This is a genomic window from Paenarthrobacter sp. NyZ202, assembly GCF_049860755.1.
Taxonomy (GTDB): domain Bacteria; phylum Actinomycetota; class Actinomycetes; order Actinomycetales; family Micrococcaceae; genus Arthrobacter.
This window is the reverse complement of sequence record NZ_CP187556.1, coordinates 1,598,419-1,616,642: the sequence shown is the minus strand read 5'-3', so window position 1 is coordinate 1,616,642 and position 18,224 is coordinate 1,598,419. Positions and strand designations below refer to the sequence as shown.

Below are 18,224 nucleotides of genomic sequence, written 5' to 3'. Positions count from 1 at the left end.
GGGGCTCCTCCTGCCGTGCGGCAGGAGGAGCCCCTCTGGTGCAGGCTAGTGGTCCACCGCCTTTTCGGCTCCCACACCTGTCAGCGAGCGCACTTCCATCTCGGCCTGTTTGGCCTGGTCCTCGCGCCGCTTGTCCAGGACGGTGCCCAGCCAGCCAAGGAAGAAGGCCAACGGGATGGACACGATGCCGGGGTTGCTGAGCGGGAAGAAGGCGAAGTTGGCGCCCTGGATCATGGACGTCTTGGCGCCGGACACCACGGGCGAGAACGTGATCAGCAGGATCGCCGAGGCCAGGCCGCCGTACATGCTCCAGACCGCTCCCTGCGTGGTGAACTTCCGCCAGAACAGCGAGTAGACGATCGTGGGCAGGTTGGCCGAGGCTGCTACAGCGAAGGCGAGCGCCACCAGGAACGCCACATTTTGTCCGTTGGCGAAAATGCCGCCCAGGATGGCCAGGACGCCGATGACTACCACCGTGCGCCGGGCGACCTTCACTTCCGTGGTGGCGTCGGCCTTGTCCTTGGCGATGACGTTCGCGTAGATGTCGTGGGCAAATGATGCAGCGGCGGTGATGGTCAAGCCGGCTACCACTGCGAGGATGGTGGCAAAGGCTACTGCGGAGATGAAGCCGAGCAGGAGCGGTCCGCCGAGGTGGAAGGCCAGCAGCGGTGCTGCGGAGTTCACACCGCCCGGGGCCGTCCGGATGGTTTCGGCACCAACCAGGGCCGCGGCGCCGTAGCCAAGCACCAGGGTGAACAGGTAGAACAAGCCGATGAGCCAGATGGACCACACCACGGATTTGCGGGCTTCCTTGGCGGTAGGCACGGTGTAGAAGCGCATCAGTACGTGTGGGAGGGCTGCCGTTCCAAGGACCAACGCAAGTCCCAGGGACATGAAGTCCAGCTTGGAAGTCTCGGTCTTTCCGTACTGGAGTCCGGGGTTCAGGACTGCAGGGTTGTTTGCTGCCTCGGCCGCCGACCCCAGGAGACTCGAGAGGTTGAAGCCGTAGATGGCCAGGACCCACGCGGTCATCACCGCAGCGCCAGCGATCAGCAGGATGGCTTTGATGATCTGCACCCAGGTGGTGCCTTTCATGCCGCCGATAAGGACGTACATGATCATGAGGGCGCCGACGACGATGATCACCAGGGCCTGTCCGCCCCAGTCGCTGATGCCCAGCAGGAGTGAAATAAGGCTGCCGGCACCGGCCATCTGGGCGAGAAGGTAGAAGAAGCACACGGCCAGGGTGGACAGTGCGGCCGCGATCCGGACGGGACGCTGGCGAAGGCGGAAGGACAAAACGTCGGCCATGGTGAACTTGCCGGTGTTCCGCAGGAGCTCGGCTACCAGGAGCAGGGCCACCAGCCAGGCCACCAGGAAGCCGATCGAGTAGAGGAAGCCGTCATATCCATTGATGGCGATCGCGCCCGTGATGCCCAGGAATGAGGCTGCTGAAAGGTAGTCGCCGGCGATCGCGGTGCCGTTCTGGGACCCTGTGAAGGAACGGCCTGCTGCGTAGTAGTCCGCCGCCGTCTTGTTGTTCCGGCTGGCCCTGAACACAATAACCATCGTGACCAGGACAAACAGGGCGAAGATGCCCATGTTGAGCAGGGTGGTGTCCTGCAGTGCCGCAACGTTCACGGCAGGGACGAGTGTCTTCATTTCCTGGCTCCCTTGATGGCGTTGCCGTCCTTGTCGAATTCGTGGCCCTCGATCTCGTGCCGGATCTCGGCCGCGATCGGATCAAGCTTCCTGTTGGAGTAGCTCACGTACCATGCCGTGATGCCGAACGTGCTGACGAACTGCAGCAGGCCCAAAATCAGCCCGATGTTGATGTTGCCCCACACTTTGATGGACATGAACTCCACCGCATAGTCGGCCAACAGGACGTAGGCGAAGTACCACAGCAGGAATGCCGCTGCCATGGGGAAGACGAAACTCCGATGCCTCTTGCGCAGTGTCTTGAACCGCTCCGTTTGCTGGACTTCCTGAAAGTCCACCGACGCCGTGGCGTCCTGGGGTTGGGCCTCATTACCCATGGTTCCTCCTGGTTGTGATCTCTCCACATCGGCTCACGCGCCTTGCCAATGTGACTGCAATCACTATCGAACGTGCCCTGCGGAGTGTTCCAGCATCCGGGGCACCACGGTCGCTCAACGGTCGCGATGCTGCGGCAAACGGCAGGGCCGGCGCCCGTTCGCTTGTTGTCCGCGGCTTTTGGCTACTCTGTGTCTATGCCTGACTCCCCGCTTTTCACCGCCGCCGCCATCTCGGTCATCGTGCTGGCCGTGGCCGTCGTCGTCGGGGTCGGCCTCAAGGTGATCCGTTCCTTCCGGGACCTGGGCACCGACGCCGAGCGGGCCACGTACAACACCCTCCATGCCGCCTCGCGCGCAGGCCAGCACCTTCGGAGCGGACTGCAGCCTGCCGGTGCGGCCAAGGCCAGCAAACAGTTGCGGTCGCTCCTGGCATGCGATGCCCTGGCCATAACGGACACCACTTCGGTCCTGGCATGGGATGGAGCGGCGGAAGAACTGCGGCCGGACCTGATGCGCCTGGCCGCAGACGTCCTGGCGACCGGGCGGACCGCAGTCGTCCCCCACGCCGGGGCGCCGGCGGCACCGGGAAGCGGCCATCACGATTTCAGCGCTGTCATTGCACCGATCCGGGCCGGATCCCGGGTGGTGGGCTCGGTCGCCGCCTTGGCCCCTTCCGCGGGCGCCGGGCTCGTCCGGGCCACCAGCGAGGTGGCCGACTGGATCGCTGCCCAGGTGGAACTCGCCGAGCTCGAAGCGTCCCGGACCCTGCTGATGGAGGCGGAAGTCAGGGCACTCCGGGCGCAGATCAGCCCGCACTTCATCTACAACTCATTGAACGCGATCGCCTCCTTCATCAACACCGATCCCGCACGGGCCCGGGAACTTGTGGTGGAGTTCGCTGACTTCACCCGCTATTCGTTCCGCAGGCACGGGGACTTCACCACGCTGGCTGAGGAACTGCGCTGCATTGACCGCTACCTGCTCCTGGAACGGGCACGCTTCGGCGAACGCGTCCAGGTCAGCCTCCGGATCGCCCCGGAAGTCCTGAGTACCGTCATTCCGTTCCTCAGCCTGCAGCCACTGGTGGAGAACGCCGTCCGGCACGGCCTTGAAGCCAAGGAAGGCCCCGGCCATATCACCATTTGCGCCAACGATTCCGGGGCGTTCGCTGAAGTCACCATCGAGGACGACGGCGTGGGCATGGACCCGGAGCATCTGCGCTCGGTGCTCGCCGGACATATGGACGGCGACCATGTTGGCCTGCGCAACGTCGACGCACGCCTCCGCCAGGTGTACGGCGACGACCACGGCCTCGTGATAGAAACCGCACCGGACGAAGGAACGCTGATCACCATGCGGGTCCCCAAGTCCCAGCCCGGCCATGACGCCTGAAGCGCGGGGCTAATCTATAACCATGATCAACGTGCTCGTCGCCGACGACGAACTTCCAGCCGTGGAGGAGCTTGCCTTCCTGCTGGGCAGGGATGAGCGCATCGGCGCCATCCACCGTGCGTCTTCAGGTGCCGAGGCCCTGCGAACGCTGGAATCGGAAACAGTGGACGCCGTGTTCCTGGACATCCACATGCCGGCACTGTCCGGGCTGGACATCGCCCGGGCCATTGCGCGCAGCAGCAACCCGCCCGCCGTCGTGTTCGTCACCGCAGACGAAGACTGTGCCCTGGAAGCTTTCGACCTCGCGGCCATTGACTACCTGCTCAAACCGCTGCGGGCGGAGCGGCTTGCCCGCTCGGTGGACCGGATCAGCGACCTCATCAAGGATGGTACGCCCGCCCCTGAGATGATCACCGTGGATCTGGGAGGAACAACCAGGATGATCCGGCGGGACGATGTCCTTTACGTCCAGGCACAGGGAGACTACGCACGGCTCCATACAGCCGAAGCCAGCTACCTGATCCGAGTTCCCCTCAGCGACCTCGAACAGAAATGGGCCGGGGCGGGCTTCCTCCGCATCCACCGCAGCTACCTCGTGGCGCTGGGCCACGTGGGCCACCTCAAGCTGGCGGCATCGGGCCCGAGCGTGACCGTGGCAGGAGCCGAGCTTCCCATCAGCCGGCGCCACCTGCCATCGGTCCGGGACAAGTTGCAATCCACCCGGATCCGGCCCCAAGGATGACCCGGGTCAGGGTTACTGCCCCGCGGCAGGCGGCCCCGGCGGTTCCCGTCCGTCTCCCGCACGGGAGCGACGTCAGCGAAGATTCGGACGCCGGCCAGGTGTTCATCCGTTCCCTGATCAGGTCGCAGTTGCGGCTCGCCTTGGTGGTCGGGTGCGGCTTCCTGGTCATCCTGGGGGCCTTTGCCCTCATGCTCGTCTACGGTCCGGGCGTCGCGGAGACACGCATCCTGGGCGTACCGCTGGACTGGCTTTTGCTGGGTGCCGGGGTCTATCCCGTGATCGGGATCAGTGCGTGGTTCTTCAACCGCGCCGCCGCGCGGAATGAAGCACGCTACCGCGACCTGGTGGAGGACAAGTGAATCCGGCGGTCGGGTTGACAGCGTTCCTCGCCGTGTCCATCACGACGGCGGTCATCGGCTTTTACGGTCTGCGCATCTCCCGGACAACGGGCGATTTCTATGTTGCCTCGCGGACCGTGCCGCCCTGGTGGAACGCCTCGGCCATCGGCGGTGAGTACTTGTCGGCTGCCAGCTTCCTGGGTGTTGCCGGACTGATCCTGCTGTCCGGGACAGACGCTCTGTGGTTCCCTGTCGGGTACACGGCCGGGTACCTGATGCTGCTCCTCTTCGTCGCTGCCCCCTTGAGACGGTCGGGGGCCTACACGATCCCCGACTTCACAGAGGCCCGTCTCGACTCCCGCGCGGTCCGCCGCATCACCAGCCTGGTCGTGGTGGCCGTCGGTTGGTTGTACATCGTCCCGCAACTCCACGGCGCAGCCTTGACCATCCGGATCACCACGGGTCTGCCCTCCTGGGCAGGTTCGACGGCGGTCGTAGCAGTCGTGTGCCTCACGGTGGTGGCAGGTGGCATGCGCTCGATTACCTTTGTCCAGGCCTTCCAGTATTGGCTGAAGCTCACCGCCTTGGCCGTACCGGTGGTGTTCGTGCTCCTGGTCCTCGCAGGAAACGGCGCACTCCCCCAAGCCGGGCTGCCCGTCAATCCCACCGGCCAACCGGCGGCCAGCGCCTACCAGAACATCTCGCTGATGGTGGCCCTGCTCTTCGGAACGCTGGGCCTGCCCCACGTCCTGGTGCGGTTTTACACAAACCCCGATGGCCAGTCCGCACGGCGCACCACGCTGATCGTCCTGGGACTGTTGTCCGTGTTCTACCTCTTTCCCACCGTGTCGGGGGCTGTTGGCAGGATGTTCGCGCCGGACCTGGCGCAGGCGGGCCAGGCGGATGCCCTGGTCCTGCTGCTGCCCGGGAGGATCGTCGGTGGCGTGGCCGGCGACCTGCTCTCCGCCCTCGTCGTAGCCGGGGCATTCGCAGCCTTCCTGTCCACGACGTCCGGACTCGTCGTCTCACTCTCCGGCGTCATCAGCCAGGACCTCTTTGGAGGAAGCGTCAAAGGTTTCCGGCTCGCGGCGGTGCTTGCAGCCGTCGTGCCTCTGGGCTTTGCGTTCATGACCGACTCGCTGGCCCTGGCCGGAAGCGTGGGCCTGGTCTTTGCCTTCACCGCCTCCACCATCTGCCCGGTCCTCCTGCTGGGAATCTGGTGGCGGGGCCTGACCGACGTGGGGGCAATCAGCGGCATGGTCACGGGCGCCTTGCTCTGCGGCGGCGCCATGGTGGTCGGTACCGTGCTGGGTTCGGTGGCCGCGCCTGCCTGGCTGGCCCAGCCCGCCGCCTGGACCGTACCCGCTGCGTTCGCCGTGACCGTAGCTGTTTCCCTCGCGACCAAGGACAGGATCCCGGGTTCCGTCAACAGGGTCATGTCGAGGCTGCACGTACCGGAGCGGCCGGTCGCCACCGAGAGGTAGCGGGTTAACCGCTTGAACGCCGCCGTGCCTGAACATGTTGTCCGGGCCGGTTGTTTGGCCAGTTGTTTAGGCAGTGCGCAGGGTGGACAATGACGCCATGTCCGAGGAACCGGGAACTACCAGTCCCGAACCACCGGCAATCTCCCCCGGCGTGCGGGCGCAATTGCTGGCCACCGAGCACTGGAGCCTGCTCGCCTCGCGAAGTACCACCCAGGGCGAGGTCCTCACCCGGATCAGCATGTTCCTGACGTTCACCTCGGCGAGCCTTCTGAGCGTGGCTTTGGTAGGCAATGCCACCCAGTTTTCCGAGGCATTCCGGGCCTTTGCGCTGACCATCCTCGGCATCGACGTGGCCGTGGGACTCCTGACCCAGATCAGGGTGATCAATGTGGGCATGGAGGACCTCATGTATGTCCTGGCCATGAACAGGCTGCGGGCGGCCTACGTTGAACTGGACCCTGGAATGGCCCGGTATATGATGGCCGGTTACCACGACGACGAAGCCGGTTCCAACCGAACCTACTACTTCCTGGGAGGACGGACGGCCTTCAGCCAGGTGGCAGGCAGCAGCATGATGTTCATGATGACGGCTAACGCGGCCCTGCTGGCATTGCTGCTCGGTTCGGTACTGACCGTGCTGGGCCTGCCTGCCGCTGCCGCGGTGACCGCCGCGATCCTCGTGGCACTGGGCTTTTTCATGGTGTCGCTGCTGAGAGGCAAGCGCCTGTATGACGGCGTCTGGAAAGCCAACCCGCCAATATCGCCGACTCCGTCCACGCCGACGGAGCGCTCCTAGTCGATCGCGGCCATCAGTTCGACGACCCGGTCCAGGAAGGCGTCCACCTGGGCTTCTTCGTAACCTTCATCGCCCTTGGCCGCACGGAAGACAGCGCGCCTGACGGCGTCGACGCTCAATTGCTGGTCATGCTCAAGGTAGCCGATGAGCTGGCGGCACAGGGCGTCGACCTCTTCAACGTTGTAGCTGCGGGCGCGCTTCCTGGCCGGGCGGCGGAACCGTTCGCCGTCGGGCCGGTGAAGCCGGCCCCGCAGGATGCCCGAAAGCTTGCCGATCTGGCGCAGCCACGCTTCCTCTCCCTGGCTGCTGATGAGGTCGTCCCTCTCACGCCGGGCGAAGGCGTCCTCCAGGCGGTCGAGGGCGGCGTCCACGCTGTGCGCGTCATAGCCGCCTTTGACGGGGTCGAAGGCTACGTCACGGACATCAGTGCTGGCCACAGGGTCCGCCGCACCGGCAGGGTTTTCGAACGATGCCCTGGCACGGCCCAGGAAGGCATCAACCTGCTTGGCGTTGTAGCCGTACTTGCTGCGCTCCACGCGCTCGAACGTTGCCGGAATCTGGCGTCGAATATCCAAAGCCACTACTTATCCTTCATCAGTGTTGTCAGACGCCGCTCAGCAGCGCGAACAGAACATAGGCTACCGGGGCGGCGAACACGATCGAGTCAAGCCGGTCCATGACCCCGCCGTGCCCGGGGAGGATGCTGCTCATGTCCTTCACACCGAGCTCGCGTTTGACCATTGACTCGGCGAGGTCGCCCGCAGTAGCTGCGGCCACCATACCGGTGGCGAGGATCAGGCCCACCCACCACGGTTTGTCCAGGAGGAAGATGCACGCCAGCACCCCGATCACCATGGCCCCGCCCACAGAACCGGCAAACCCTTCCCATGATTTTTTCGGGCTGATTTTCGGTGCCATGGGGTGCTTGCCGAACGACGCACCCACGATGTAGCCGAACGTGTCGTTGGAAACCACCAACAAGAGCATGGCAGCGATCTGCCAGGCACCTTGCGGAATGCCGTCCGGCCAGAAGCCAATCGGTGTAGGACCGGCGCTGGCGTGCAGCGGCAGGGCGGCAAAGCTGATGAGGAACGGCACCCACGCCAAGGTGAATACGCCGGCAAAAACGCTCCGTGGTGCACCGGCGGCGCTCTCGATGGACCGCCACAGCAGGACCGCCACACTGCTGGCCACCATGGTGAACAGCAGTCCTTCCAGCCCGCCGAAGTACGCAGAAACCGGCATCGCCAGGCTGCCGACCATTACAGGAATGATCGGCATCCTGGTGCCCTGGGCCTCGAGTGCGCGGTACACCTCCCAGACGCCGAGAACCGTAAAACACGTGGTGAGCAGGACGAACCCCAGCGGAAGGAACAACAGCCCTCCGAGGACCGCCAGCAGCATGGCCAATCCGACGCCGATTGCTGCGGGAAGATTTCGTCCCGCCCTCGGCGTCGGATTCTCACGGAGTCTTTTGGCGCCCTTGCGGGTTTCCTGCGTCGGTGTGGGTCCCGCAGGCACCGGCTCTGCCTGGCTCATCAGACCTCGAGCAGCTCGGCTTCCTTGCGCTTGAGGAGGTCGTCAATGCTGTCCACGTGCTGCTTGGTGATGGCGTCCAGTTCCTTTTCCGCACGGGCGCCTTCGTCCTCGCCGGCTTCGCCGTCCTTGACGAGCTTGTCCAGCGCATCCTTGGCCTTGCGGCGGATGCTCCTGACGGAAACCTTGGCGTCTTCGCCCTTGCCCTTGACGATCTTCACGTACTCCTTGCGGCGCTCCTTGGTGAGCTCAGGAATCGTGACCCGGATGACGTTGCCGTCGTTGGACGGGTTGGCGCCGACCTCGGAATCGCTCAGGGCCTTTTCAATGTCGCGGAGTGCGCTCTTGTCGTAAGGGGTGATCAGGATCGTGCGGGCATCCGGCACTGCGAAGGAGGCCAGCTGCTGCAGGGGCGTGGGGGTGCCGTAGTATTCCACGATCACCTTGTTGTAGAGCCCGGGGTTGGCACGGCCCGTACGGATCGAGGCGAAGTCCTCCTTGGCTACCTCAACCGCCTTGTCCATCTTCTCGCCGGCTTCGAGCAAGGTCTCTTCGATCACGGGTATCTCCTCAGAAAATAGTCGCTGCCCACGTGCGGGGCCGCACTGCACAGTAAAGATCCGCCCCCAGGGGCGGACGTCCTGCAAATATCCTAGCCGCTGCTACGGCGTGACCAGAGTTCCCAGCGTTTCGCCAAGGATGGCCCGGGTGACGTTGCCCTCGCCCTCCATGCCGAAAACCACCATGGACAGCTTGTTGTCCTTGCACATGGTCATGGCCGTCTGGTCCATGACGCGGATGTCCCGGCGCAGGGCGTCGTCATAGCTGAGGACATCGAGCTTCTCGGCTGCAGCGTCCTTCTTGGGGTCCGCGGTGTAGACACCGTCCACGCCGCTCTTGGCCATCAGTACCACGTCTGCGTGGACTTCGAGGGCGCGTTGGGCAGCCACGGTATCGGTGGAGAAGTACGGCAGGCCGGCACCGGCACCGAAAATGACCACGCGGCCCTTTTCCATGTGGCGGATGGCACGGCGCGGAATGTATGCCTCCGCAACCTGGCCCATGGTGATGGCGCTCTGGACGCGGGTTTCCACGCCGGCCTGCTCCAGGAAGTCCTGCAGGGCCAGGCAGTTCATGACCGTTCCGAGCATGCCCATGTAGTCCGCGCGGGAACGGTCCATGCCGCTCTGGGACAGTTCGGCGCCGCGGAAGAAGTTGCCGCCACCGACCACAATGGCGATTTCGACGTCGGGCACGGCGGCCGCGATCTGCTTGGCGATGGCACGGACGGTCTCAGGATCGACGCCGAGCTTGCCTCCGCCGATGACCTCGCCGGAGAGCTTCAGAAGTACACGGCGGCGGGTCTTCTCGGGCTGGATTGCAGTGTTGTCGGTTTCCATGGTGCCTTCCCATTGATGGACTCTGGCTAGAGTATCGTGCTTGGGTCAGGGCAGGTAACGCCCTGACGAGTGCATGAAAAAGGGGCGGCCACCGAAGTGACCACCCCTCTTCATGAATTGCTAGTTTCCGACGCGGAAACGGGTTACTGCGGTTGCCTTGACGCCGGCTTCCTCGAGGACCTGTGCAACGGTCTTCTTGGAATCCTTGGCAAATGCCTGGTCAACCAGGACTTCACCCTTGTAGAAGCCCGTCACGCGGCCTTCAACGATCTTGGCGAGTGCAGCTTCCGGCTTGCCTTCAGCCTTGGCGGTCTCTTCGGCAATGCGGCGCTCCGACTCAACCAGTTCCGCGGGGACGTCTTCGCGGGTCAGGTAGTTCGGTGCCATGGCTGCAACGTGGACCGCGATGTCGTGCGCTGCGGTGGCAGCGGCTTCGCCTTCACCGTCGACAGCGAACAGAACGCCGACCTGGGCCGGAAGGTCCTTGGACGTCTTGTGCAGGTAAGCGTCGACCGTGGTGCCTTCAACGCGGGAGATACGGCGGACAACAACCTTCTCGCCGAGGACAGCGCCCTCTTCGATGACGACGTCGGCAAGCTTCTTGCCGTCGACCTCGGTGGCCAGCAGGGTGTCGAGGTCGGCAGCGCCGGACTCGACTGCAACGTTGAGGACCTTGTCAGCAAGCTGGATGAACTTATCAGCCTTGGCAACGAAGTCGGTCTCGCAGTTGACCTCGATCATTACGCCCACGCCGCCGTTGACCTTGGCAGCAACCAGGCCTTCTGCGGTGGAGCGGCCTTCGCGCTTGGTAGCACCCTTGAGGCCCTTGATACGGATGATCTCGATGGCCTTCTCGGCGTCACCGTTGGCCTCGTCGAGAGCCTTCTTGACGTCCATCATGCCGGCGCCCGTGCGCTCGCGCAGGGCCTTGATGTCAGCAGCAGTGTAGTTCGCCATGTGAACCCCTCTGTCTAGAAATTTATGTGTTTACGTAACTGAAGGACGGCAGCCCACCTTGTGAGCCGCCATCCCGTCAGTTGCCCCCGACGGTTTTGGCGTCAGGGAAGGTCCAGATTTACTTGGCTGCTTCGGCTTCTGCAGCTGCAGCTTCCGGTGCGGCTTCTGCGGCCGGAGCTTCTTCAGCCTTGCTGCCTTCGAGGAGCTCGCGCTCCCACTCAGCCAAGGGCTCTTCCGGAGCTTCGGTGGTGCCGGTGGAGCGCTGGTTGCGGGCGATCAGGCCCTCAGCAACGGCGTCGGCAACAACGCGGGTGAGCAGGTTGACGGAGCGGATGGCGTCGTCGTTGCCCGGGATCGGGAAGTCGACTTCGTCGGGGTCGCAGTTGGTGTCCAGGATGGCAACAACCGGGATGTTCAGCTTCTTGGCTTCGTCAACAGCAAGGTGTTCCTTCTTGGTGTCAACAACCCACAGAACGGAGGGTGCCTTGGTCAGGTTGCGGATACCACCGAGGTTGGACTCGAGCTTGGTGAGTTCGCGCTTGAGGAGCAGGAGCTCCTTCTTGGTGTAGCCGGAGCCGGCGACGTCCTCGAAGTTGATTTCTTCGAGTTCCTTCATGCGCTGGATACGCTTGGCAACCGTGGAGAAGTTGGTGAGCATACCGCCCAGCCAACGCTGGTTGACGTAGGGCTGGCCAACACGGGTAGCCTGCTCAGCAATTGCTTCCTGGGCCTGCTTCTTGGTGCCGACGAACAGGACGGTGCCGCCGTGGGCGACAGTGGCCTTGACGAACTCGTAGGCGCGGTCGATGTAGGACAGCGACTGCTGGAGGTCAATGATGTAGATGCCGTTGCGCTCGGTGAAGATGAAGCGCTTCATCTTCGGGTTCCAACGACGGGTCTGGTGTCCAAAGTGGACGCCGCTGTCAAGCAGCTGGCGCATGGTTACGACGGGCATGCCGACGCTCCTTCCGGCAGGTCATTCATGAGAGACCCTTGAGGGCCTCTTACCCTGCCAATAGTTGACGGTTATTCAGCCGCGGCCCGGACGGGCTCGGCTCCTGGCATCCATTGCGCTCCCGCCGGAACCGCAGGGGCTCCGGACCGCAGGAGGCACAATCCTCCGCAGCCATAAGCCACGAGGCCTGGCTGGTGGAGGGCTGGATACGCGTAGTCAGTCTGAGCCCCTCGCATATCTGAATGAGACATGCTCCTGAACAAGCTTGAGGGCACAGCAAACTGCTCCATCAAGTGTACTACAGCCAGCCCAGGTGTTTGACCGGCCTTCGGGGTGATTTGTCCACATACCGAACCTTGGGCATGGTTCCCGCGCCCGGCCCCACGGAAGGCTGGAGCCATGGTCTTCGCAAAGCTCATTCCCATTCTCGTTGCCGCGCTGCTGGCCGGCCCTGCCGGCAGCACCGCTCCCCCGTCGGGCCAGGGCCGTTGGTCATGGCCGCTCTCCCCCAAGCCGCACGTCCTCCGGACGTTCGACCCTCCGGACAAACCATGGCTCAGCGGGCATCGCGGGGTGGACTTGGGAGCAGCCCACGACGCCGGCCCGGTCACCGCAGCGCCGGCCGTCGCCTCCCCCGCGGACGGCGTGGTGTCATTTGCCGGCACAGTGGTTGACCGCCCCGTCCTGACCATCGACCACGGCGGCGGTTTGCGCAGCAGCTTTGAGCCGGTGGACACCGGACTTAAGCCCGGAGACCACGTCACCAAAGGGCAAGTCATTGGAAACCTTGCGGCGGCCCCGGCGCACTGTCAGGGTACCTGCCTGCACTGGGGCGTCCGCCGCGGGGACGACTACGTCAATCCCCTGGCCTTCATCCTCGATCTGCGTCCCTCAATCCTGCTGCCCATCCACTGAGAGACCGGGCGCCAAAGGGAACTAGACGATTGCAGACACCCCGGTGATGGCACGGCCGGCCACCAAGGTGTTGATCTCGTACGTTCCTTCGTACGAGTAAATGGCTTCTGCATCGGCGAAGATCTTGGCCATCCCATAGTCCGTCACGATCCCGTTGCCACCCAGGATGTTCCGGCCCAAAGCGACACTTTCGCGCATGCGGGCGGTCGTGAAGGCCTTGGCCAGCGCGGACTGTTCATCTTTGGCCACGCCGGCGTCCTCCAGTTGGGCCAACCGGACCATCATTCCCATGGAGGCCACGGCGTTGCCCAGGATCTGCACCAACTGGTCCTGGACAAGCTGGAAGCGGGCCAAGGGCCGGCCGAACTGCTGACGCTCCACGGCGTAGCTCCGGGCAACATCGAAGGCAGCCAGCTGGAGCCCAACAGCCTGCCACGCAACAGCAAGGCGCGTCACTTTGAGGACTTTGTTGGTATCACGGAAACTGTTCGCGTTGGCAAGCTTGAAGAATTCGGGCACCACCACGTTGTCCAAGGTGATGTCCGCGTTCTGCACCGTACGCAGCGAGATCTTGTTTTCAATCTTCTGCGCCGAGTACCCCGGCAGGGACGTATCCACCAGGAAGGCTTTCACCTGGTTGTCGGCCAGATCCCGGGCATAGATGACTACCCAGTCGGAAAACGTGGCGTTGCCGATCCAGCGCTTGGCGCCGTTAAGGATCCACTTGTCGCCGTCGCGCTGGGCCGTGGTCCGAGTCCCCCCGGCAACATCGGATCCACCCAGCGGCTCAGTCAGCCCAAAGGCGCCGATTTTCTTCAGGGAGTAGATCTCGGGCAGCCAGGCGTCCTTCTGCTCCTGCGAGGCCAGCGCTTCAATGGAGCCTGTGAACAGACCATCGTGCACGCCCATGAAGGTGGCAATGGAGGCATCAGCCCGGGTGACCTCGGCATGCAGGATGCCGGCGAACAAGTTGGAGTAGCCCTGCCTGCGGACAGGGCTCACCAGGTCCAGCTCACCCAGCTTGGGAATGAGCTCCATGGGAAATTCCGCCCGGTTCCACGAGTCCACGGCCACGGGCTTGACTTCGCGGTCCAGGAATTCCCGGACTTCGGCCAGGCGGTCCTGTTCCTTGCCCGTCAGCAGTTGTTCGAAGGCGTAGAAGTCACCGTCTGCATAAGGAAGGCCGGCGGGGTCGAATGCGGCGTTGGACATAGTGTCTCCTTCACGGGTGGTCCTCAACGACCACGGCAGGCAAGTTACCGTCGGGTATGTTACTGGTCAGTAACATACCCGAGGATGGTCCTGCAGCGCAACGGGCAATCGTCGGTATTCCCGCCCCATCAGCGCGTTCGGTAACGTCAACCCTGGGTTAAGACACCGGAACTGGGGGCCAGCATGATTGATCCGTTCAAAGAAGTGATACTCGTCCGCAGCCGCAACCGGCCCGATTTCTTGGATAAGACGAAGGACGTCCTCGCGTACCGCTCCTCCGGGGGTTTCCTCCACGTGACATTGGGAACGGAAGGGCGGTCGAAGGAGTACAAGTACTCACTCAACAACGTACTGATTCTCGGCAATCCAACGAGCGAACTTCCAAGGACCGGGGATACGGTAAGCCATCGTGGGCAGGTCATCGAAGGGGTGCATCAGATTCTGCGCTTTGACAGCGCCCAAGGCAGCTGGCTCCGAATCTTCCACCGGGAGAACGACAAACCGGTCTTCCGGACAGTCCCGGCCCATGAGATCACTATCTCGCGGCCCACTCCCCACGATGTCGCAGCACGCGCGGTTTTCGAGTACTGGCGGAATGCTGCTGCGCAACTGCCTGCCAATGACACCTTGCGGGGCCAGTACGGAAAATTTGACCGCATCCCGCCGGACAGTGTGCTCAACAAGTACCTCACCGGAACGGCTCTCGATGCTGCCGAGGAGGTGCGGGAACCGCTGCTTCCCTTTACTTCCAACCAAAGCCAGCGCGAGGCGATCATCAAGGCCCTTACCCACCCCATTTCAGTGGTCGACGGGCCTCCCGGTACGGGCAAGACCCAAACAATACTCAACCTGGTGGCGAACATCCTGGAACGCAGGGGAACTAGCGTCGGCATTGTCTCGTTCAACAATGCCGCCGCGGAGAACGTGCGGGACAGACTTGTCGAGGAAGGTCTGGGCCACCTCGTTGCGGACCTCCGTCGCAAGGAGATACTTGCTGGCTTCCTGGAGCGGCAGGAGGCAAGAAACAGCGAGGTCGAAGAACTCTGTGCGCGCGAGGTACCGGACGCCCCTCCAGCCCCTGAGCTGGCAGACCTTGGGTTACGCCTTCAGGAACTCCACGGGAAGGACAGGCAACTGGCACTCTGGCGGCATGAACTTGATGCCTATGAGCTGGAGCGCGAGCACTTTGTCCGGCGGTTCGGAGCGGAGGGCGCACCGCTTGACGGCGCGCCGATCCTTCGTTGGTCCGCACGACGGATTTTGCAGTACATGGCCGACACAGCGACCGTGCCTGCCGAAGAAGGACCACTCCGAAGGCTGGGGCGCTGGATCAGGCTGCGCCTTCGGCATGGCCGTGCAGGAAAAATTGATCCGAGGGACACCGGGGTTGTTCTCCGTTTGCAGCGTGCGTATTACGACAACAAAATCCTTGAACTCCAGCGTCACATCCACGATGCCGCCAAGGTATTGGCTGCGGAAAACTTCACTCAGCTCGGCGGGGAACATCGTCGCTTGTCCAGAATGGCCCTGGATGCCAGCCTCCACCGGCGGTACTCCGGAACCCGCCGGCGCGCTTATACCGAACAGTCGATGCGGACGGATTTCAGGAGATTCACCGATGACTATCCAGTGATCCTCAGCACGTGCCACTCGTTGCGGCGCAACGTGCCGGCCGGGCATCTCCTTGACTACCTCATCATCGACGAAGCATCCCAAGTGGATCTTCTTGCCGCAGGCCTTGCCCTGGCTTGTGCCCGGAACGTGACCGTCGTGGGCGACCTGCAACAGCTGCAGCATATCGCTAATCCCGGAGCTGCCAAATCGGGGAAGGCACCCGCCCCCGCGTATGACTACGGCAAGCACAACATCCTGTCCTCCGTCATCGAACGCTTCGGGGCCAGCCTTCCACGCACCATGCTGCGCGAGCACTATCGTTGCCATCCCGCCATCATCGAATTCTGCAACAGGAAGTTCTACGGCGGGCAGCTTGTACCGTACAGGCCCGAAAATGCATCCGGGCAACCATTGGTAGTGGTGCGTACGGTGGCCGGCAATCACATGCGCCGGCATCAAGGCGGAGGACGGACCAACCAGCGCGAGGCTGAGGTCATAGCCGGTGAAGTTCTTCGTGACTTCTGTGCCGACACGAGTCCCAGCGGGATCGGCGTCGTCAGCCCCTACCGGCGGCAGGTGGGAAAGGTAGCGGACGCCCTCAGCGCAGCGATCCACAGCGATACTGTCCATAAATTCCAAGGCCGCGAGAAGGACATCATCGTTATGAGCACAGTCCTTGATGAAAGCGCAGTCGGCCGGGCAGGAATCGAATTCGTTGATGACCCGCACCTGGTGAATGTGGCAGTTTCCCGCGCGGTGAAGCGGTTCGTCCTGGTCACAAACCATGACATGCTGCCTGCCAGCAGGCACCTGCGCGACTTGGTGGACTACATCCGGTACAGGGAGCCGGACCACGGCATACATGACAGCCGGATCGTGTCCGTCTTCGACCTGCTGTACCGCGACTACTCATCAGTGCTGGAACCGCTTGCTCGGCGCGTACGAGGCAGTTCCGCCTTTAACTCCGAGAACATCCTGGGGACGCTGCTCGGTGAGATCCTTGTGGAGGAACCCTACGTAGACCTTCACGCTGTCCCTCAGGTGTTGCTCCGCAACATGCTTCCGGACCTGGACCTGCTGACAGAGGATCAAGCCGGCTACGTCAGGAACCGGGCGTCAATTGACTTTGTGGTGTACAACCGGGTGTCCAACAAACCGCTGCTGTGCATCGAAGTGGACGGATTCGCCTTCCATGAGGACAGCCCCGATCAAAGGGCGCGGGATGCCCTCAAGGACGTTGTATGCCGGGCCTACGGCATTCCCTTGCTCCGGCTGGCCACGACAGGCAGCGCAGAGTCCGACCGCCTCCGGCGCGCGCTGTCGCTGGCCATGGGCGCCACCGCTTGATCCTGGTAACGACAAAGAGCCGTGGTGGATGCATCCAGCGTCCACCACGGCTCCCATGAAGGTAGGGCTACTCGGACTTGAACCGAGGACCTTAGGATTATGAGTCCCGCGCTCTAACCAGCTGAGCTATAGCCCCGTGAAACCTGCAGGAGCCCTGGTCACAGGACTCCTGCAGGAAAGCACTCTAGCAATACTAATGGTTGCCGGAGGGTGCTCCGGTCACACCACCTTGTCTTCGTAAGCGGCACCCCGGTAAAGGTCTTCGAACGTCTGCAGGGTCCCATGGATGCTGTGGGGTTCCACCATCTCGCGGCTGACTTTACCCATGGCCCGCAGCTGGTCTTCGGGAAGCTGCACGAGCTTGGTGATCTTGGCGGCAAGCTCATCGCTGTCATTGGGCGTGAAGAGGTATCCGTTGTCGCCGTCGCGGACCAGGTGTGGCAGTGCCATGGCGTCGGCCAGCAGCACCGGCGTTGAAGCGGACATGGCTTCCAGCGTGACCAGGGATTGAAGTTCCGCGGTGCCGGGCATGCAGAAGATGTCAGCCTTGATGTAGGCCTCGCGGAGCTCCTCATCGGAGGCGAGGCCGAGGAACTTCACGCGGCCACCCAACCCCAGGCGCTCCGCCTGGGCTTCCAAAGCTGCGCGGACTTCACCTCCGCCAACAATCTCCAAGTGGATATTCAGTTCCTGCGGCGTCTTGGCGATGGCGTCAATCAGGACATCAACGTGTTTCTCCTCGGCCAGGCGGCCGGCGAAGAGAACGGTCGGGTGGGCATGGGGCTCAATCGTCTCGCCCGGCTGGAGTTCGTAGGCAGCAGAATCTATGCCGTTGGACAGCGGCAGCACTTTACGCAGGAAGGCGTGCTGGTGCATGGCCTTGGCAGCCAGAGGAGTCGGCGTCGTGACGACGTCGGCCTGGCCCATCACCTTGCCCATGTCCTTCCAGGAGATCTTGCCGATGATGTTCTTGAACCACTGCGGGAAGGGCAGGAACGGGTTCAGGTTCTCAGGCATGAAGTGGTTGGTGGCCACGATCCTGATTCCGCGCTTCACGGCCTCGTACAGGACGTGCTCGCCGATCATGTAGTGGCTTTGGATGTGGACGACATCCGGCTGCACCTTGTCGAACAAGAGGCTGATTTCCTTCTTGATCTCCCAGGGAAAGCAGATGCGGAAGTAGTCGTGGGTGGGCACGCTGTGCGAACGCAGGCGGTGCACGGTGGCTTCACTGCGGAATTCCGTGAAGCTCTTTCCCTTGTCCTGGCGGCATGCCAAAACGTGGACGTTGTGGCCACGGCCCGTCATCCCCTTGGCCAGGCGGTAGCCGAATTGGGCTGCGCCGTTGACGTGCGGCGGGTAGGTATCCGCAGCAATCAGGATGGTGAGGGGTGTGGTGGTGTCGGGAATGGTCACGTGGAGAACTCCTGATGGTCACGGTGCGGACAGCGTTGGCATGCAATGCTGCGGTGTCGCCGGTTTGCCTGTCCGCTGTGG

General features: G+C 63.1%; 17 protein-coding genes and 1 tRNA gene. 7 read left to right on the top strand and 11 right to left on the bottom strand.

The genetic code is table 11. The features are described 5' to 3' along the window. Positions 1 to 45 precede the first annotated feature (45 nt). Both ACPFL9_RS07480 and ACPFL9_RS07475 read right to left on the bottom strand, forming a co-directional pair. Positions 46 to 1,662 (bottom strand): solute symporter family protein, encoded by a 1,617-nt coding sequence (locus ACPFL9_RS07480; protein ID WP_426006749.1) that lies wholly within the window; start codon positions 1,660 to 1,662, stop codon positions 46 to 48. Then, the gene (locus ACPFL9_RS07475) at positions 1,659 to 2,039 is read right to left on the bottom strand and encodes a DUF485 domain-containing protein (protein ID WP_426006747.1); all 381 of its coding nucleotides are present in this window, start codon (positions 2,037 to 2,039) and stop codon (positions 1,659 to 1,661) included. Before ACPFL9_RS07475 ends, ACPFL9_RS07480 begins: the two co-directional genes overlap by 4 nt. A gap of 195 nt (positions 2,040 to 2,234) precedes the next feature. On the opposite strand from ACPFL9_RS07475, the gene ACPFL9_RS07470 reads away from it, so the two are divergent. The 5 genes from ACPFL9_RS07470 to ACPFL9_RS07450 all read left to right on the top strand — a co-directional run bounded on the left by ACPFL9_RS07470 (position 2,235) and on the right by ACPFL9_RS07450 (position 6,791). Further along, positions 2,235 to 3,431 carry a sensor histidine kinase gene (locus ACPFL9_RS07470; RefSeq protein WP_426006745.1) on the top strand — a complete coding sequence of 399 codons (1,197 nt, stop codon included), beginning with the start codon at positions 2,235 to 2,237 and terminating at the stop codon, positions 3,429 to 3,431. Between the two features lie 22 nt (positions 3,432 to 3,453). Then, positions 3,454 to 4,173, top strand: a complete 720-nt coding sequence (locus tag ACPFL9_RS07465; protein WP_426006744.1) for a LytR/AlgR family response regulator transcription factor — start codon at positions 3,454 to 3,456, stop codon at positions 4,171 to 4,173. Continuing rightward, on the top strand, positions 4,170 to 4,532 hold the full coding sequence (locus tag ACPFL9_RS07460) for a hypothetical protein (protein ID WP_426006743.1): 363 nt from the start codon (positions 4,170 to 4,172) through the stop codon (positions 4,530 to 4,532). The genes ACPFL9_RS07465 and ACPFL9_RS07460 overlap by 4 nt, the downstream gene beginning before the upstream one ends. Next, complete coding sequence (locus tag ACPFL9_RS07455) at positions 4,529 to 5,995, top strand: cation acetate symporter (RefSeq protein ID WP_426006742.1); 1,467 nt, start codon at positions 4,529 to 4,531, stop codon at positions 5,993 to 5,995. Before ACPFL9_RS07460 ends, ACPFL9_RS07455 begins: the two co-directional genes overlap by 4 nt. Positions 5,996 to 6,092: 97 nt before the next feature. Further along, a complete protein-coding gene (locus ACPFL9_RS07450; RefSeq protein WP_426006740.1) occupies positions 6,093 to 6,791 on the top strand; it encodes a hypothetical protein in 699 nt (232 codons plus the stop codon). Here the strand turns inward: ACPFL9_RS07450 and ACPFL9_RS07445 are convergent. From ACPFL9_RS07445 to rpsB, 6 genes are all read right to left on the bottom strand, one after another. Further along, the gene (locus ACPFL9_RS07445) at positions 6,788 to 7,372 is read right to left on the bottom strand and encodes a DivIVA domain-containing protein (RefSeq protein ID WP_426006739.1); all 585 of its coding nucleotides are present in this window, start codon (positions 7,370 to 7,372) and stop codon (positions 6,788 to 6,790) included. The genes ACPFL9_RS07450 and ACPFL9_RS07445 overlap by 4 nt on opposite strands. Positions 7,373 to 7,394: 22 nt before the next feature. Further along, entirely contained in the window at positions 7,395 to 8,330 is a 936-nt protein-coding gene (locus tag ACPFL9_RS07440; RefSeq protein ID WP_426006738.1) for a phosphatidate cytidylyltransferase, read from the bottom strand. After that, entirely contained in the window at positions 8,330 to 8,887 is a 558-nt protein-coding gene (frr, locus tag ACPFL9_RS07435) for a ribosome recycling factor (RefSeq protein WP_021472577.1), read from the bottom strand. Before frr ends, ACPFL9_RS07440 begins: the two co-directional genes overlap by 1 nt. Positions 8,888 to 8,989: 102 nt before the next feature. Next, the gene (gene pyrH / locus ACPFL9_RS07430) at positions 8,990 to 9,727 is read right to left on the bottom strand and encodes a UMP kinase (RefSeq protein WP_426006737.1); all 738 of its coding nucleotides are present in this window, start codon (positions 9,725 to 9,727) and stop codon (positions 8,990 to 8,992) included. 120 nt (positions 9,728 to 9,847) lie between these two features. Further along, positions 9,848 to 10,684: a translation elongation factor Ts gene (gene tsf / locus ACPFL9_RS07425; protein WP_364160114.1), complete on the bottom strand. Its 837-nt coding sequence runs from the start codon at positions 10,682 to 10,684 to the stop codon at positions 9,848 to 9,850. 118 nt (positions 10,685 to 10,802) lie between these two features. After that, positions 10,803 to 11,639, bottom strand: a complete 837-nt coding sequence (rpsB, locus tag ACPFL9_RS07420) for a 30S ribosomal protein S2 (protein ID WP_426006735.1) — start codon at positions 11,637 to 11,639, stop codon at positions 10,803 to 10,805. A 399-nt stretch (positions 11,640 to 12,038) separates the two neighbouring features. Between rpsB and ACPFL9_RS07415 the strand changes: the two genes are divergently transcribed. Then, positions 12,039 to 12,554 carry a murein hydrolase activator EnvC family protein gene (locus ACPFL9_RS07415; protein WP_426006734.1) on the top strand — a complete coding sequence of 172 codons (516 nt, stop codon included), beginning with the start codon at positions 12,039 to 12,041 and terminating at the stop codon, positions 12,552 to 12,554. A 21-nt stretch (positions 12,555 to 12,575) separates the two neighbouring features. Here the strand turns inward: ACPFL9_RS07415 and ACPFL9_RS07410 are convergent, their stop codons facing one another. Then, on the bottom strand, positions 12,576 to 13,766 hold the full coding sequence (locus ACPFL9_RS07410) for an acyl-CoA dehydrogenase family protein (RefSeq protein WP_426006733.1): 1,191 nt from the start codon (positions 13,764 to 13,766) through the stop codon (positions 12,576 to 12,578). A 183-nt stretch (positions 13,767 to 13,949) separates the two neighbouring features. On the opposite strand from ACPFL9_RS07410, the gene ACPFL9_RS07405 reads away from it, so the two are divergent. Further along, positions 13,950 to 16,727: an AAA domain-containing protein gene (locus ACPFL9_RS07405; RefSeq protein ID WP_426006732.1), complete on the top strand. Its 2,778-nt coding sequence runs from the start codon at positions 13,950 to 13,952 to the stop codon at positions 16,725 to 16,727. Positions 16,728 to 16,789: 62 nt separating this feature from the next. On the opposite strand, the gene ACPFL9_RS07400 is transcribed toward ACPFL9_RS07405, so the two are convergent. Beyond that, positions 16,790 to 16,863 (bottom strand) — tRNA-Ile (locus ACPFL9_RS07400). A gap of 83 nt (positions 16,864 to 16,946) precedes the next feature. After that, the gene (locus tag ACPFL9_RS07395; protein WP_426006731.1) at positions 16,947 to 18,143 is read right to left on the bottom strand and encodes a glycosyltransferase; all 1,197 of its coding nucleotides are present in this window, start codon (positions 18,141 to 18,143) and stop codon (positions 16,947 to 16,949) included. Positions 18,144 to 18,224: the final 81 nt, after the last annotated feature.

What these genes read in the sequence shown, in the direction of transcription:
- ACPFL9_RS07465 (WP_426006744.1), top strand. Translation starts at nt 3,454, where the DNA reads ATGATCAACGTGCTCGTCGCCGACGACGAACTTCCAGCCGTGGAGGAG.
- ACPFL9_RS07460 (WP_426006743.1), top strand. Translation starts at nt 4,170, where the DNA reads ATGACCCGGGTCAGGGTTACTGCCCCGCGGCAGGCGGCCCCGGCGGTT.
- rpsB (WP_426006735.1), bottom strand. Translation starts at nt 11,639, where the DNA reads ATGCCCGTCGTAACCATGCGCCAGCTGCTTGACAGCGGCGTCCACTTT.
- ACPFL9_RS07440 (WP_426006738.1), bottom strand. Translation starts at nt 8,330, where the DNA reads ATGAGCCAGGCAGAGCCGGTGCCTGCGGGACCCACACCGACGCAGGAA.
- ACPFL9_RS07480 (WP_426006749.1), bottom strand. Translation starts at nt 1,662, where the DNA reads ATGAAGACACTCGTCCCTGCCGTGAACGTTGCGGCACTGCAGGACACC.
- pyrH (WP_426006737.1), bottom strand. Translation starts at nt 9,727, where the DNA reads ATGGAAACCGACAACACTGCAATCCAGCCCGAGAAGACCCGCCGCCGT.
- ACPFL9_RS07410 (WP_426006733.1), bottom strand. Translation starts at nt 13,766, where the DNA reads ATGTCCAACGCCGCATTCGACCCCGCCGGCCTTCCTTATGCAGACGGT.
- ACPFL9_RS07470 (WP_426006745.1), top strand. Translation starts at nt 2,235, where the DNA reads ATGCCTGACTCCCCGCTTTTCACCGCCGCCGCCATCTCGGTCATCGTG.
- ACPFL9_RS07450 (WP_426006740.1), top strand. Translation starts at nt 6,093, where the DNA reads ATGTCCGAGGAACCGGGAACTACCAGTCCCGAACCACCGGCAATCTCC.
- tsf (WP_364160114.1), bottom strand. Translation starts at nt 10,684, where the DNA reads ATGGCGAACTACACTGCTGCTGACATCAAGGCCCTGCGCGAGCGCACG.
- ACPFL9_RS07415 (WP_426006734.1), top strand. Translation starts at nt 12,039, where the DNA reads ATGGTCTTCGCAAAGCTCATTCCCATTCTCGTTGCCGCGCTGCTGGCC.
- ACPFL9_RS07475 (WP_426006747.1), bottom strand. Translation starts at nt 2,039, where the DNA reads ATGGGTAATGAGGCCCAACCCCAGGACGCCACGGCGTCGGTGGACTTT.
- ACPFL9_RS07405 (WP_426006732.1), top strand. Translation starts at nt 13,950, where the DNA reads ATGATTGATCCGTTCAAAGAAGTGATACTCGTCCGCAGCCGCAACCGG.